Source organism: Chryseobacterium tructae (assembly GCF_030409875.1).
Taxonomy (GTDB): domain Bacteria; phylum Bacteroidota; class Bacteroidia; order Flavobacteriales; family Weeksellaceae; genus Chryseobacterium; species Chryseobacterium tructae.
Genome location: NZ_JAUFQR010000001.1, coordinates 917541 through 932977 on the forward strand (window position 1 = coordinate 917541; position 15437 = coordinate 932977).

General features: G+C 34.9%; 12 protein-coding genes and 5 pseudogenes. 9 read left to right on the top strand and 8 right to left on the bottom strand.

What is annotated here, in order from left to right; all coding sequences use genetic code 11:
* The first annotated feature begins 8 nt into the window (after positions 1-8).
* The 7 genes and pseudogenes from QWZ06_RS04390 to QWZ06_RS04420 all read left to right on the top strand — a co-directional run bounded on the left by QWZ06_RS04390 (position 9) and on the right by QWZ06_RS04420 (position 8135).
* A pseudogene (locus QWZ06_RS04390) lies at positions 9-1945 on the top strand (ABC-F family ATP-binding cassette domain-containing protein).
* Positions 1946-2310: 365 nt separating this feature from the next.
* Positions 2311-2517, top strand: coding sequence for a hypothetical protein (locus QWZ06_RS04395; protein WP_290295945.1), 207 nt, complete (start codon positions 2311-2313; stop codon positions 2515-2517).
* A 278-nt stretch (positions 2518-2795) separates the two neighbouring features.
* Positions 2796-4973, top strand: a complete 2178-nt coding sequence (locus QWZ06_RS04400; RefSeq protein ID WP_290295946.1) for a TonB-dependent receptor — start codon at positions 2796-2798, stop codon at positions 4971-4973.
* On the top strand, positions 4967-5179 hold the full coding sequence (locus QWZ06_RS04405; protein ID WP_290295948.1) for a TonB-dependent receptor: 213 nt from the start codon (positions 4967-4969) through the stop codon (positions 5177-5179). The genes QWZ06_RS04400 and QWZ06_RS04405 overlap by 7 nt, the downstream gene beginning before the upstream one ends.
* A 27-nt stretch (positions 5180-5206) precedes the next feature.
* Positions 5207-5761, top strand: a complete 555-nt coding sequence (locus tag QWZ06_RS04410) for a hypothetical protein (RefSeq protein WP_290295950.1) — start codon at positions 5207-5209, stop codon at positions 5759-5761.
* A gap of 176 nt (positions 5762-5937) precedes the next feature.
* Positions 5938-7272, top strand: coding sequence for a trigger factor (locus QWZ06_RS04415; protein ID WP_290295953.1), 1335 nt, complete (start codon positions 5938-5940; stop codon positions 7270-7272).
* A gap of 176 nt (positions 7273-7448) precedes the next feature.
* Complete coding sequence (locus QWZ06_RS04420; protein WP_290295955.1) at positions 7449-8135, top strand: hypothetical protein; 687 nt, start codon at positions 7449-7451, stop codon at positions 8133-8135.
* Here QWZ06_RS04420 and QWZ06_RS04425 read toward each other — a convergent pair.
* From QWZ06_RS04425 to QWZ06_RS04435, 3 genes are all read right to left on the bottom strand, one after another.
* Complete coding sequence (locus QWZ06_RS04425) at positions 8128-8265, bottom strand: hypothetical protein (protein WP_290295958.1); 138 nt, start codon at positions 8263-8265, stop codon at positions 8128-8130. The two genes, QWZ06_RS04420 and QWZ06_RS04425, sit on opposite strands and share 8 nt — an antisense overlap.
* A gap of 61 nt (positions 8266-8326) precedes the next feature.
* The gene (locus tag QWZ06_RS04430; protein ID WP_290295959.1) at positions 8327-8911 is read right to left on the bottom strand and encodes a DUF3109 family protein; all 585 of its coding nucleotides are present in this window, start codon (positions 8909-8911) and stop codon (positions 8327-8329) included.
* A 6-nt stretch (positions 8912-8917) separates the two neighbouring features.
* Positions 8918-9823, bottom strand: a complete 906-nt coding sequence (locus QWZ06_RS04435; protein WP_290295961.1) for a DUF6427 family protein — start codon at positions 9821-9823, stop codon at positions 8918-8920.
* A gap of 42 nt (positions 9824-9865) precedes the next feature.
* On the opposite strand from QWZ06_RS04435, the gene QWZ06_RS04440 reads away from it, so the two are divergent.
* Complete coding sequence (locus tag QWZ06_RS04440; RefSeq protein ID WP_290295963.1) at positions 9866-10099, top strand: DUF6341 family protein; 234 nt, start codon at positions 9866-9868, stop codon at positions 10097-10099.
* Positions 10100-10183: 84 nt separating this feature from the next.
* On the opposite strand, the pseudogene QWZ06_RS04445 reads toward QWZ06_RS04440, so the two are convergent.
* The 5 genes and pseudogenes from QWZ06_RS04445 to QWZ06_RS04465 all read right to left on the bottom strand — a co-directional run bounded on the left by QWZ06_RS04445 (position 10184) and on the right by QWZ06_RS04465 (position 13331).
* Positions 10184-10632: pseudogene (locus QWZ06_RS04445) on the bottom strand (universal stress protein).
* 78 nt (positions 10633-10710) lie between these two features.
* Positions 10711-11312, bottom strand: a pseudogene (locus QWZ06_RS04450) (fumarylacetoacetate hydrolase family protein).
* Positions 11313-11386: 74 nt separating this feature from the next.
* Positions 11387-11788, bottom strand: a complete 402-nt coding sequence (locus tag QWZ06_RS04455; RefSeq protein WP_290295965.1) for a putative signal transducing protein — start codon at positions 11786-11788, stop codon at positions 11387-11389.
* Between the two features lie 2 nt (positions 11789-11790).
* Positions 11791-12554, bottom strand: a pseudogene (locus QWZ06_RS04460) (exonuclease domain-containing protein).
* A 63-nt stretch (positions 12555-12617) separates the two neighbouring features.
* Positions 12618-13331: a CDP-alcohol phosphatidyltransferase family protein gene (locus QWZ06_RS04465; protein ID WP_290295968.1), complete on the bottom strand. Its 714-nt coding sequence runs from the start codon at positions 13329-13331 to the stop codon at positions 12618-12620.
* Between the two features lie 89 nt (positions 13332-13420).
* Here QWZ06_RS04465 and QWZ06_RS04470 point away from each other — a divergent pair.
* A pseudogene (locus tag QWZ06_RS04470) lies at positions 13421-15348 on the top strand (LTA synthase family protein).
* Positions 15349-15437: the final 89 nt, after the last annotated feature.

A 15437-nucleotide genomic window follows, 5' to 3' on the forward strand; every position in this document is an offset into this window, starting at 1 on the left:
TAATTAAGATGCTTTCGGTTCAAAGTTTAGGATTACATCATTCAGGAAATTATTTATTTCAAAACGTAAATTTCACCATTAAAAAGGATGATAAAGTAGGACTCGTAGGGAAAAATGGAGCGGGAAAATCCACTTTATTGAAAATGCTGTCCAAAGAAATTAACTTCTACGAAGGAGAGGTTGTAACGGAAGGAAGTGTTACTATTGGTTTCCTGAAGCAGGATCTGGACTTCGTTAAAGGAAGAACCGTTTGGGCTGAAACAATGCAGGCTTTTGAACAGATCAATGCATGGAAAAATGAGCTTGAGGAGGTGAATCACCAGATGACGGTAAGAACCGATTATGAAAGTGATTCCTACACAGATTTAATTAATAAAATGACCGAGCTGAATGACCTTTTAATGAACCATGATGCCTACAATCTGGAAGGTGATATGGAAAAAGTGTTGTTTGGTTTAGGATTTAAAGCTGATGATTTCCAAAAGATTACCGATGAGTTTTCAGGAGGATGGAGAATGAGAATCGAATTGGCAAAATTGCTTCTTCAAAAGAATGATATTATGCTTCTCGATGAGCCTACCAACCACCTGGATATGGAATCTATCATCTGGCTGGAAAACTTCCTCAAAGATTATCCGGGAGCAATCGTCTTGGTAAGTCACGATAAACAATTCATGACTGCGGTTTGTAACCGTACTTTTGATATCAATAACAAGAAAGTTGACGACTATAAAGCCAACTATACCAAATATCTTGTCATGCGTGAAGATCGCCGTGAAAAACTGATCCAGGCTAAAAAGAATCAGGATGCGGAGATCAAGCAGATGGAAGATAATATTAATAAGTTCCGTGCAAGTGCTACAAAGCATCTTTCGCACAGTCCCTTATTAAAAGACTAGATAAAATCGAGCGTATTGAAGTAGATAACGAAGATGTTTCAAAATTCAATATCCGTTTCGTACAGTCTATGGTTCCTGGAAAAGTAATTTTCGAAGCTGCAAACCTTGGAAAAGCTTATGGGCAGAAGCAAATTTTTGATAATGTAGATTTCATCGTTCAAAGGGGAGACAGAATTGCGCTTTTAGGACAAAACGGTCAAGGAAAAACAACATTAGCTAAAATTTTAGCAGGAGATATTAAAGACTACTCAGGAGACTGGAATCTTGGACATAATGTAAACATCGGGTATTTTGCTCAGAATCAGGAAGAGGTTTTAACACCCAACAAAACGGTGCTTGAAGAAGCAGAAGATGCGGCAACAGAAGAAACCAGACCTAGAGTAAGAGACTTATTAGGATCTTTCCTATTCCAGGGAGATGCGGTTACTAAGAAAACAAAAGTACTTTCCGGAGGAGAGAGAAACCGTCTGGCACTTTGTAAACTGCTACTTCGTCCTTTCAACACGTTGATTATGGATGAACCTACCAACCACTTGGATATTCAGTCTAAGGAGATCATCAAATTAGCGCTACAGAATTTTGAAGGGACATTAATCGTAATTTCTCACGACAGGGAATTCCTTCAGGGGCTTTGTGATAAAATCTATGAATTCCGTGATGGTAAGATGAAAGAATTCCTTGGAGATATCAATGAATACCTTGAGTACAGACAAAAAGAAAGCATCAGAGAAATCTCTGCAGAGAAAGCTAAATTGCATAGTGTTGAGGAAATTAAGGTAGAAGTTAAACCAAAAGTGGAAGAAAAGCCTGTGGCTAGCAACAGTCAGACATCCAATATCATCACTAAAGAACAGAAAAATATCCAAAATAAAATCAAGAAGGTAGAAGAGAGAATTTCTGAACTTGAGACTAAAGTAGAAGAAATGGAAGCTTCATTCGCTAAAGAAAATCCTTCCGATGAAACTTTAGAAAAATATAATAAAGACAAAGAAGAGCTGGATAATGCCCTGCAAGAATGGGAATATTTAGGTTCTCAATTAGATTAATACAAAATACCAAGGTTCGGGACTCGAGATAGGAGTTCCGAATTTTTTTTTATTAGAGAGATAGAGTAAAGCTTAGAATGACATCATAATAGATAATGATCAATTTATCCTTCAAAATAGAGTTCTCACTTCTGAATTTTAACCTCTAATTTCCACCATCATTAATAGATTATTCAAAATTAACACGAAGTTCTAAATTATTTTCATAATTTTGAAACATGATTAAAGAAAGCGGAACCTTAAAGAGTTTTATCTCCAGACTATTGTGTGGAGTATATTTCCTCGCGCTGCTTTCTCAGAGCTTTCACCATCATGATTCAGTAGATTATTTTAAGGCATTTAACCTTAAGAAAGTCGAGAATTCAATGACGAAGGCTACACATAAAGAGAAAGCTGGCGATTGTCTGGCTTGTCATTTTTTGGCTACCGGGCATACTTTAGCTCCTGAAGAATTCGGCTTTAGCTTTGAGCATTATACGCACGAAGTAAAGCAAATTATCGTTATTCAGGAGAAAATTTGGTCACAGACCAAATTTACCTTTCAACTTCGCGGACCACCCGCAATTTCTTAATCAACACTTCTTATTGGGTTGAAGCTCTATATACTTTAGAGTCTAAAAATTAATGTTCAAAGTTTAACGTTTTATATTAAAAGTTGTTGGAAAAAACAGCTGTCGTTTTGTAATGGAGCAATAGGTTACATCAAAAGGCTCCCTACTAACGGCTTATATACAACTCTAAAATTCCATCATTAATACATTGTACTATTGTACAATTGAATTAACCCATTCAATAAATTTTAACGAAAAATGTACCCTTCATTAGAGGGTATGCAATCAATCTATTTACAATGAAATTGATATATTGCCTGTTGCTGATCTTTTGTGGATCGGTATTTACGAGTGCACAGAAAACGTATACTGTACAAGGAACTGTTCAGGATTTTCATGATAAAACCATGCTGGAAAATGCGTTGGTGAAAATTGGAAATCTTACAGCCAAAACAGATAAAAAAGGAGTTTTTTCCTTTGATAAAGTCCCTGCTGGGAAGTATACACTCATTGCAAAACATCCTGATTGCAATGATTATACTGAAAATATAGGAGTTGATCAGGATCTTCACATAACCATCACTTTAGAACATCATTCAGGTGATATAGAAACCATTACTTTACACGGAAGTCATAAAAACAAAGGTTCCGTAGTAATGAAAACACTGGATAAAACCGAAATTGAAAGAAACTCCACGGAAAACCTTGGGAATATTCTTTCGAAAATTTCAGGAGTAACCGTGTTGAAAACAGGAAATAATATTACAAAACCTGTTATTCATGGTCTTTATGGAAGCCGTATTTCTATTTTGAATAATGGTGTGAAGCTTGCAGAACAGGAATGGGGTGCAGAACACGCTCCCAACGTGGATGTTAATGACTTTGAACATATAGATGTTATTAAAGGAGCATCCGCTTTGAAATATGGAAATGATGGAGTAGCAGGAGTAGTGCTTTTGGAACCTGCCATACCTCCTAAAAAAGATACTTTGATGGGGAATATTAAACTGTCGGGGATTTCTAATGGAAGAGGAGGCGAAATTTCAACTAACGTGCTTAAATCTTGGGAAAACGAATGGTTTGTAAAAGCAGGTGGAAGTTATAAAAAGTTGGGTGACCTGTACATTCCGCATCATACGCTTCAAAATACCGGGGCGGAAGTGAATTCCTTTAACTTTTCATTCGGGAAGCATGATTTTATGCAAGGATTTGATGTTTCTTACAGTGGTACCAATCAGAACTTTGGAATTTACAGAGGTGCACATCTTGGAAATGGATATGATATCTACAAAGCAATGACTTTAGGTCAACCTTATTTCTTAGATGATTTCGGCTATGATATTGGATATCCAAAACAGAATGTAGAACATCATATTGCAAAGATTTCTGCCTATAAACGTTTTGCTGATTTTGGTAAAATTACTTTTCAGTATAGTTTCCAATTAAACAGACGTAAAGAATATGATATCAGAAAAGGAGATTTGAAAGATACTCCTTCTATGGATTTAAGACTGATTACACATTCCGCGAGCCTTACTCACCTTATTGAACGTTCAAAATGGAGCTTAGAAAGTGGAATTTCAGCAGGGTTTCAGGATAATTATCCCAACCCGGCTACGGAAGTCAGACGTTTAATTCCTGATTATTATCGTTATGATGCAGGAGCTTTTTCTGTTTTTAAATATCGTTTCTCTCCAAAATTAAATGCGGAAGCAGGAGTAAGATACGATTTTAGCAGATACGACTCCTATAAATATTATGATGCTAAAGAATGGAATGATAAATATGCTGACGTCTTTCCGGAATTCTACATCAAGCAAAGTGGAAGCAGAGTCTTAACTCGTCCAATTATTGATAATCATAATATTTCAGCCAATGTTGGATTGAATTATAATCCCTCTAAAGATTTTGATATCAAATTTAATTTTTCAAGAATGAGTAGAACTCCGAATCCGGCAGAATTATTTGCCGATGGGCTTCATCATTCTGCTGCAATTATTGAAAAAGGAGATTTAAGAATCAAAAAAGAAGAGATTTATAATGCGAATCTTTCATTAACAGGTCGTTTCGATGTTTTGAAAGGGTTGCAGATTGAGGCTAATCCATATATCATTTTTTCTGATAGTTTTATCAACCAGATGCCTACAGAAATTCAAACAACAAGCAGAGGAACTTTTGCCGTTTGGGCTTATCAACAGGTAAAAGCCAGAATGTACGGAATAGATGCTGATGCACAGCTTAATATCTTGGATAATCTGAAATGGACGACTAACTTCAGTGCATTGAGAGGGGATGATTTGACGAATAATGAACCTCTTATTCTCATGATGCCAATGACCCTTAGAAATTCATTGGAATTGAAATTGAACAAACCAACCAATTTCTATATCAGATTGGAAATGAAAATGTGTTTAAACAAAATCGTTTCCCGATCAGAGATCAGTCGGTACAATTCATCGAGGATGGGCAAATGGTAACTAAAACAATAGATTACAGTACTCCTCCTTCCGGATTTTCAATATTCCATGCATCAATTGGTGCAGATCTATTCAAAAACATGAATCTGAATTTCAGAATCAACAATATTTTTAACAAAGAGTACAAGGAATATCTCAACAGATTGAGATATTATATGCCAGAACCGGGAAGGAATTTTGTGGTTACTCTTAAATACAATTTTTAACTCTTATTATTTAAAATTTAAATTAAAATGAAAAAATTATTCAACATATCACTTTTATTATTGGCTACAATTCTATTATTCTCATGCCGTGACGGGAATAACGATATCCCGGAAGATATTCATGAGCATGAAGAAGTAGGACAGGTGATTGTAACAGCTATTAATAAGGCTGATGGAACCAAACAGACGGTAACAGTTACGAATGGCCAGACAACAGATCACTTTCACTTTACTCAAGGGGCAACATATGCTGTAGACGTTAATTTCCAGATTAAGCATGGGGATCATTACCATGATGCAGAAGAAATTATAGAAGAAAAAGATATGCACTTTGTTACTTACAAATTCTCAGGAGCAGAAATCAATGTAAAAAGAACAGCGCAAGATGTGGTAAGAACTGACGGTAAGAAACTAGGACTTAAAACTGAATGGACTGTAGCTAAGTCAGCAGCTGGTAAAGCAAACATTACCCTTGTACATGGAGCAACTGCCGTGAATGACAATGCACCTTCACCAGATAACCAACAAGGGAGCACTGTAGGAGGGGAAAGCGATGTAGATATTTTCATCGATTTTCATTAATTAAAGAAGTAAGCTCTTCAGAGAAAAGGGCATACATATCGTCATATTAATTTTGGGAAACCACTGATTTATTCAGTGGTTTTTTTATTTAACAATATTTGGCTGTATTAGTTGATTTTAGATGAGTGATTCTCATAAAAAATTCATATTTTTGCAACCTAAAATTTTAATCGATAATGAAGGTTACCGCACAAAACCATGATGATGTAAGTGCATTACTTACTGTAACATTGGATAAATCTGACTACAAAGAAAAAGTAGACAAGCAATTGATTAATTATGCTAAAAATGCGCAAGTTCCTGGATTCAGAAAAGGGAAAGTGCCTTTGAGTATGGTTAAAAAACAATATGAAGCAGGGATTGCATTTGAAGAAATCAACAAACAGGTTTCTGATGCTTTGAACAGCTATGTTAACGACAACAAGTTAAGATTAGTTGGTCAGCCTATTCCTCAGCCAGTAAACGAATTAGATTACAATGCTGATCAGGTAACAGTTGCTTTCGAAGTAGGATATGAGCCTGCATTTACTATAGATTTAGCTAAATATGAAGCACCTCACTACAAAGTAGAAGCTTCTGACAAAGAAATCAGCAAAAGTATTGAAAACATGCAGAAGCGTTTCGCTGAGCAGGTTCCTCAAGATAAAATCACTAAAGATTCTTATATCGCTTTAGAAGTTTCTCAAGTTGTTGAAGAAGATGCTGAAGGAGAGCACCACCACCACCCAAAGAATGTTACTATTACAGGAGAGAACAAAGAAGCTTTCAAATTAGTAAAAGCGTTGAAAATGGATGGATCTGTAAAAGTAACTAAAGAAACTCTTGCAGGTGATGAAGAATTAGCTAAAGAATTAGGATTCAGCAAAGAAGAAGTTGAGCACCTACACCACAATGAAATTGAAGTAAAAGTAAAAGACTTCTATTCATTAGATTTAGCTGAACTTAATCAAGAATTATTTGATAAAGTATACGGAGAAGGAAACATCAAGTCTGAAGACGAACTTAAAGACAAAGTTAAGACTGAATTAGACGAGTATTTCCAACAAAATGCTGACGTTCACTTTGTGAATAAAGTATTGGAACAAGTTACTGAAAAAGAAGAAGTAGCGCTTCCTGAAACTTTCTTAGTAAAATGGTTAATGTTCTCTAACCAGAACATCCAGTCTGAAGAGCAGGCTAAAGAAATTCTTGAAAACGAGAAAAACCAATTAAGATACCAGATCATCGAAGGTAAATTGATGACTGATAACGAAATTAACCTTGACTATGCTGATGTATTGGCACAAGCTGAGCAGTTAGTTAAAAACCAATTGGCTATCTACGGAATCCACCACTTAGGTGATGAGGAGATCCAAAAATATGCTGTTGAAATGTTGAAAGATCAAGAGCAGGTAAGACAAATCTCTTCAGAAGTTGCTATGGCTAAATTAAAAGATGTAATTCTTGAAAAAGCTAGCAAAAAAGAAACTAAAATTTCTCACGACGAATTTTTAGAAGAACTTAAAAAATAATTATACTCAGATATAAATATTTCAAAACCGTCAATTTATTGACGGTTTTTTTATTTTGAAATTTTCACATTCCCTTAGTCTCAGAGTCATTGATTATTGATCACTTATTATTCATTACTCATATTTAGCCATGTCCGCCAATATTCCTATATTTACCCTTTAAACTTATTATATATATGAAAAAGATCATCGTTCCATTTTTCTGTGCCGTACTTTTCTCTGTTCCGGCAGCAGCTCAGAAGAAAGATGCCGCTTCTGTAAAAACGGAGGCTGCAAAATCAACGTTAACGGCTAAAGAAGTTTTGGATAATTACTTCAAAGCATTAGGCGGAAAAGAAAAATTAGAAGGAGTAAAGACTCTTTATATGGAGAATACCATGTCTGCTCAGGGAATGGAAATTTCTATGACTACGAAAAAGATGGGTAACAAATTTAAATCTGTACAGTCATTGATGGGACAGCAGATGGTTCAGTTTTTTGATGGTGAAAAAGGATATTTTGATCAGATGGGGAATAAAACCGCAATTCCTGCTGATAAAGTGGTTGAGCTAAAAAAAGCAAAACCAGTAGATGCATTAGCATTTGATGGAGCTACTTTTCAAAATGTTGTTGTAGAAAAGCTTGACGGGAAAGACTATAATGTATTGTCTTCAGATAAAGGTAAATTTTATTTTGATGCAGCTACAAACCTTTTATATAAAACCGTTGCAGGCGAAGGAAATGTAACGATAAAAAGCTATATGACAGTAGATGGGATACAATTCCCTCAAGACGTTGAAGCAGAAGGAGCAGGTCAGAAAGTGAGTATCAAAACTACAAAGATTACAGTAAATTCCGGAGTAACGGATGCTGATTTCAAATAGTTAAAAGAGTAGGGAAGCCTGAGGCGGAAAGCTGGAAATTATTGAAGATAACCATTAAATATTGGTTGATATGAGTATCAATTGCTAAAGGCTCAATAATAACTTCCATCATCCATCTTCTAGCTTCCATCAATCTTCCATAAAAAAGCCGGAAATTAATAATTCCGGCTTTTTTATGGAAAGAAGGTTATCTATGAACCATATTCTTTCTTCCATTCATCAGCAGCTCCACTCAGAACAGTATAAAATTCTTCACCGTACTTTCTGATTAATGGTGTTTTCAGGAATTTATAAACAGGGACCTGAAGCTCTTTTCCAAGCGTACAAGCATCACTGCATACATTCCATTCATGGTAATTTAAAGCCGTAAATGCAGAATATTCTGTAATGCGGATAGGATATAGGTGGCATGAAATAGGTTTTTGCCAGTCTACAGCGCCATCTTCATATGCTTTTTCAATACCACATTTAGTAATTCCTTTATCATCAAAAGTTACATAAGCACATTCACGGTTTTCTACCATGGGAGTAACATACATTCCGTCGTGTGGATCGGTAGTCCATGTACCTTGCTCTTCTAAGGCTTTAATACCTTCCTGGGTAAGATAAGGTTTAATTTTATCAAAAATACCGTCCAGTATTTCAAGCTCGTTTTTGTCCAGCGGAGCTCCTACATCACCTTCCACACAACATGCCCCCTTACATTTGCTAAGGTTGCACACAAATTCTTCGGAAAAGATTTCCTCAGAAATCAATTTATCGTCTATCTGAATCATAATTTTTTAAAATAAATCAAAAACTGTACCTGCTTTAAAGGTAAGTAAACTCACAATAATAAGCCATAAGCCTACTTCCTGCATCCAATACTTAGGCAAGAATCTCATCATTCTGCTCAGAATAATACTTGAAGGAAATGCCAAAAGCAGCAAATATTCATAGCTTTTATTCATATAAAGAATGATCGTAACAAGCTGAGCTAAGGAAAAGACCAACAGAAAAGTATATTTGTATCTGCTTATGGGGCTTTTCTTATTATAATTTTGAAAATGGTCATACACGGCATAAATAAGCATTAATGCCACTGGAATTAAAGGAAATAATTCTGTATAGTCTGTTATCGGTTTCATCTTTCCAAATGGAAAATAATCGATGTTCCATGAAGTAAATTGTACAAAATACATCACAGAAAAATAACTGAATACAATCATCACCATTCCTAGAAGGAATCTGAAAAGATTCAATCCTATTTTAGCAGAGGTTGCCACTACGTGAATGATCACAAAGACAGCCATTGGCCAGGTAGTTGGCAGGAAGATAAAGTTCAGGGCAACAATGGCACCTACCAAAACATAGGACTTTTTCCTTATATCTTCATCGGCACTCGTTAAAAGTAAGATAAGAAATGAATTGGTTAACAACGAGACCGCAATTCCTATGTCTAAATTACCTGGATACAGTCCAAAAATAAAGAACGTATATAAAAATAAGGGCAGATGGGTCTGGTAATTAAGGGCAATACTGTGAAAACAAAAATATCCCAGAGCAATTCCTAGAAATGTAATTCCGGCAACAATAGCTTCATAAGTATTGAAATTCAGTATGTTAAATATTACGACTACTAAAAGAAGACAACCAATATAAACAGGAATTGAAAAAATATTGCTTTCTTTTGAAAGTAATTTAAACATTTTTTATAAATTTGTACAAAGTTAATTTAAAAAAGGAAAATAATGACGTCTTTCTTTCTATTCTTAAGCAAAGTTTTCAAATCGAGTTTCGGGTTCTTTGATGCTTTTGGAAATGTTTTAAACTGGATCCTATTTGCAGTTTGCTGTGTATTATTCACTTATTGGTGCTACGTGCTAGTTGTAACGCTAGGTGGTGATAAAGATAAAGATTATTATTCTCCAACGGAAGGTAAGAATCCTTACTATGATCCGAATATCTACAAAAAAGAAGGTTAATTAATTGGTTATATAGTAAAAAACCGATCAAATAATTTATTTGATCGGTTTTTTTATTACTAACGATTAAAATAAAATTTTCTTTTACTTAGTCTCGTGGATAGGAAGTACCAAAACAGGGATATTTGAGCTCTTAGTAAGTCCTTTTGTAAGACTTCCTACAAATACATCATAAATTCCACTTCTACCATGGGAACCCATCACAATATAGTCCGCGTTTTTGGCTTTGGCATGCTCAAGAATAATATCTTTTGCTAAGCCCTGTTTTAAAAGATGCTCACAATCGATATCATGGGCGATAATTCTTTGTTCAATCTTATTAAGCTGAACCAATTCCTCCCTGATTTCATTGGCTTCCACTTCCGGGAAATATTGAAATCCCATATCACCAATGGCGAAACCGATATCTGATGGTGCAACATGAATTAGGTAAATTCTACCGTTAAGTTGTTTTTGCAAATTTTTATGGCACCTTCCACCAGTTGGTCTGTTTTTGTCCCCCAAAAATCTACGGGTAATACAATATTTATCATAACCTTTCATTTTTGTTACCTAAAGATAGGAAAAAAAATTACCAGACTTTTATGTTAAATACTTATAATATTCGAATATCAAGGATTTTTTTCGTCTTCCAGGTAAGCTTCAAGAATATCATTTTTCATCTACTTTTTCCAACTCCTTTTTGGGGGTACCTGTATAGATGAGATCTCCTACTCTTAAAGTGAAGTACTGAGAAGCAAAAAGCAATAATATCATCGAAATGGAAAAAGCATATCTTTCGTATTTCCATCCTGAACTTTCTCTTTGTTCTTTAGAAGTGAAAAAAAGACAGGTTATCAAGGGCGAAATTTTCCCTTTTTTTGAAGAAGTTTCCTACGACTGCCGAACCATCAAATCCTTTGGCTAGTTCCCAAGGCAGTCCTTTGGATTTTAATTCGCTCTGAAGATCTCTGGCCGTAAAGTCAATCCCTAAACTCAGTTCTTCGTAATGTTTGTGAGCGGTCTCTTTCTGAATGTATTTCCCGCCTTTAGATACTTTTATAACTACTTCCAGCTCATAGTGGATATCATTGGAGAATTCAGGAATATAAAAATCATTTCCCTTTAAAACCGCTGTATCCGGTTTCATAAAAATAACAGGGTTCTCAGGAATTTCATTCCCTAATTCTTTAGCGTGTTCGCTGTAGTTTCTTCCTATACAGATGATTTTCATAACTTTTTTATTTTTTACTTCGTTATTGCGAGAAACGAAGTCGTCTTTTTAATGATGTAAATATTTTATTGGGCTTACTCGTGGGTAAACTCATTCCCACAATAATAGCACACAAACTTGTGGCTCGTTAAAAATGAAATACCAAAAAAACTGGTCGCCCTGTCATCTCTGTAGATATGATTGGAGCCACATTTTGGACAGACAAAATCAAATTCCGGATCTTCAATAGTATGCTCCACTTCTAATGAGTATTGCTCATTTTCCTTATAATCCTGTAGAATCTGTCCTGCCTTTTCAAGATCTTCCTCAAAAACCTGGAGCTGAATACCGCCCACAGCTTGAGATAGCAGCCAATCCGATTGGATTAGCTGTTCATTCGCAATGAAACTATTGATCCCGTTTTCAGCCAGAATTTGTTTGTCCCTGTTGGCTTCAAGGGCAGTTTCATAAAATTTAAAACGAACCAGATCAGACATAATTAAAACCTGCTTGACAGTTGAATTTTAGTGAATACTTTCTTGGTGTACAACGGGAAGTCTGCATTCTGAAGCCATCCGTAATATCCAAGATCCTTTTGGAACACGGCTTTTACACCTTGTCCTTTATATTTTCCAAAATTGAAGATCTCTTCTTGCTTATCATTATATCCGATAAATCCGGCAAGATCTGCATTTTTATTGTGGAAAGTAAATTCGCTTAAAGGAGCAATTTCGTTTGGAATATCATCATATTTTCCTACCTGCGCATCCAGCACTTCAAAAGTTGCCATTACATCAGCTTCAGCAGAGTGTGCATTTTCTAATGTTTTTCCACAGTAAAACTGATAAGCAGCTCCAAGGTTTCTAGGTTCTTTCTTGTGGAAAATAGTCTGTGCATCTACCAACCTGAATTTACTAAGGTCAAAATCCATTTCTACTCTTAATAATTCTTCAGCCAAAAGAGGTACGTCGAATCTGTTAGAGTTAAAACCTCCTAAATCAGCACCAGTAATCATTTCCATTACTTTAGAAGCGATTTCCCTGAAGGTAGGAGCATCTTTACATCTTCATCATAAATTCCGTGAATTTCACTGCTTTCTTTGGGAATCAGCATTTCAGGATTCACTTTCCATGTTTTGCTTTCTCTGGAAGAGTCTGGATTCACTTTTAAGATACAGATTTCAACAATTCTATCTTTTCCGATATTTGTTCCTGTTGTTTCCAGATCAAAAATACAAAGGGGTTTATGGAGTTTTAAGTTCATGTTAATCAATAATAATTTGAAAATATGTTCATTGAAAATCAAAAGTTTTCTAACCTCTGATCTTTATTTTAATTGTCTTTGGAAAATAAGTGATACCATCATATAATAGATAACGAGCATTGGGATCCCTACCGTTTTGAAGATGGCAAGAATAGCAATACCACCTACTAGCAATACTATTTTTGGATAGTTATCCTTTAATGCTTTGGATTTAAACTTCATAGCCATCATTTTGATGGGACTTATCAAAAGCCATGAAGTAAGGAAAGCAAGAATGATAAGCAGCAATTCGTTTTCAAAAAGGAAACTGAAATTTCCGGTTTCTTTAAAAGCATAATACAATCCGAATAACAAAACAGTATTGGTTGGCGTATTTAATCCTTTGAAATAATATCTCTGTTCTTCATCAAGATTGAAAATAGCAAGTCTTAAGCAAGAAAACAGAGTAACGACTAGTCCTATATACTTAATTTCGAATGGAAGATGAATTCCAAGAAGTTCGCTACCAAATGGTTCTAATGCTTTATACATTGTAAGTCCCGGAATTAATCCAAAACTTACCATATCGGCAAGAGAATCCAGTTGAAGCCCTAAGTTGGAGTTTGATTTTAAGGCTCTGGCTACAAAACCATCAAAGAAATCAAAAATAGCGGAGAGGATAAGGCATATTGCCGTTGTTTGATAATCTCCTAAAATAAGATGTATTGCACCCACACAGCCTGCAAATAGATTAGCCAGGGTCAAGGCATTGGCCAGATTATTCTTTATAAAATCCATAGAGACAAAATTACAGTTTTTAAAAATTCTATCTCAAAATATTATGCATTAAAAAATGCCATAAAGTGATTTTGATGTAAATTTGCCCCATGAAATTTTTAAAAGGATTTAGAAAACAGGAAGTTCTGGCACTGCTTTACAGAATTTTTTTAGCCTATTTTTTTTATCAGATTGCAAGACTTTTATTCTGGTACTTTAATAAGGATCTGATTAAAGTAGATTCTGTTTCAGAGTATCTTAAGCTTGCATATCATGGGACAGCCTTCGATACTACGGCTATTTTGTATGTCAATGCATTATTTATATTATTGAGTCTTTTGCCATTGGTCATTAATACAAAGAAAGGGTTTCAGAAAGTTCTTTTCTGGATTTATTTTTTGACTAATGGATTAGCGTATGGAATGAACTTTGGAGACTTTATTTATTATAAGTTTTCTCAGTCCAGACTTACATCAGCCGTATTTCAGGTAGCAGAACATGAATCTAATGTCTCTCAGACTTTGATGATCTCAATAGGGCAGCACCCTTTTGTACTGATTTGGTTTATCATTTTAATGGGATTATGGGTTTTCCTTTACAAAAGAGTGAAGGTTGAGGAAACAAAACCCGCTCAGTTGCTTCCTTATTTTTTATCTTCCATTGTTACTTTATGCATTACCGTAGTTTTAGTTGTAGGGGGTATTAGAGGAGATTTTAAACATAGTACAAGGCCTATTAATATGGTAGATGCAACCCGTTTTGTAACAAATCCATTGCAAGGAAATTTAGTTCTTAATAGTACATTCTCATTCTTCAGAACTTTAAATACAAATAATTTCAAGGAAGTTCATTTTGTAGATGAAAAATATATTGAAGACAATATATATCCTTATAAAGTGTATGACAGAAAGGTAGAAAACCGCCCCAATATTGTGATTTTTATTGTAGAATCATTTGGAAGAGAGTATTCCGGAGCCTTTAATAAAGATAAAAATATTAAAGATTATGTTTCCTATACACCATTCATGGATAGTCTGGCTTCTCAGAGTCTTATTTTCCCGAATGCTTTGCCAATGGAAGACAATCTATTCATGGGATGAGTAGCGTGTTGGCAGGAATTCCGAGTCTTACCGATGCTTTTACGGGGTCTCCCTATTCCAATCAGAAGATTCAGTCTATAGTTTCGGTTTGTAATGAGCTGGGTTATGATACCTCTTTTTATCACGGAGCACCAAATGGCTCTATGGGATTTCTTGGATTTGGGAATATCTTAGGGTTTAAACATTATTTTGGTAAAACAGAATATAATCATGATGAAGATTTTGATGGAATGTGGGCCATTTGGGATGAGCCATTTCTTCAGTATTTTGCTAAAAATGTTGGAAAGAAGCAACCTTTCATGACCACTGTGTTTACAGCGTCTTCGCACCATCCATTTAAAATTCCGGAAAAATATCAGGGGAAATTTAAGAAAGGAAAAATAGAAATGCATGAACCTATTCAGTATACGGATTATGCCATTAAAAAATATTTTGAAACTGCTAAAAAAGAACCTTGGTTCAACAATACGATTTTTGTTTTTACAGGAGATCATACCAATCAGATTTATTATCCTGAATATGAAAAAGCTATGAATCGTTTTGCGGTACCTTTAATTTTCTATTCTCCAAATCCGGCATACCAGCTTAAAGGAGAAAACTCCGAAATTGCTCAGCAAATAGATATTTATCCAACACTTGCTGATTTAATCGGATACAATAAACCTATCAGAAGCTGGGGCAGAAGTCTGGTAAGTGATAAAAAATATCCTGGAATCATGGTAAACTCAGATGGAAATAATGAACAGTTTATTATTGGAAATTATATTTACCGATTTGATGGTAAGGATATTGTAGGAGTATATGATAAATCCGATCTCGCTCTTGAAAAGAATCTGGTAGGCCAGCTAAAAACTCCTGAAGTAGAACAAGGAAAACAAACTGCAAAAGCTTGGTATCAGGATTATATGGATAGAGTAATTAATAGGAAACTTCAATAAGTAAATCTATTTATAAACTCTTTTATGCTTTGTATAATAAAAGTTTTTGTTCGTTAAGAATTAATTTATATTTTTATCAATACATAGAA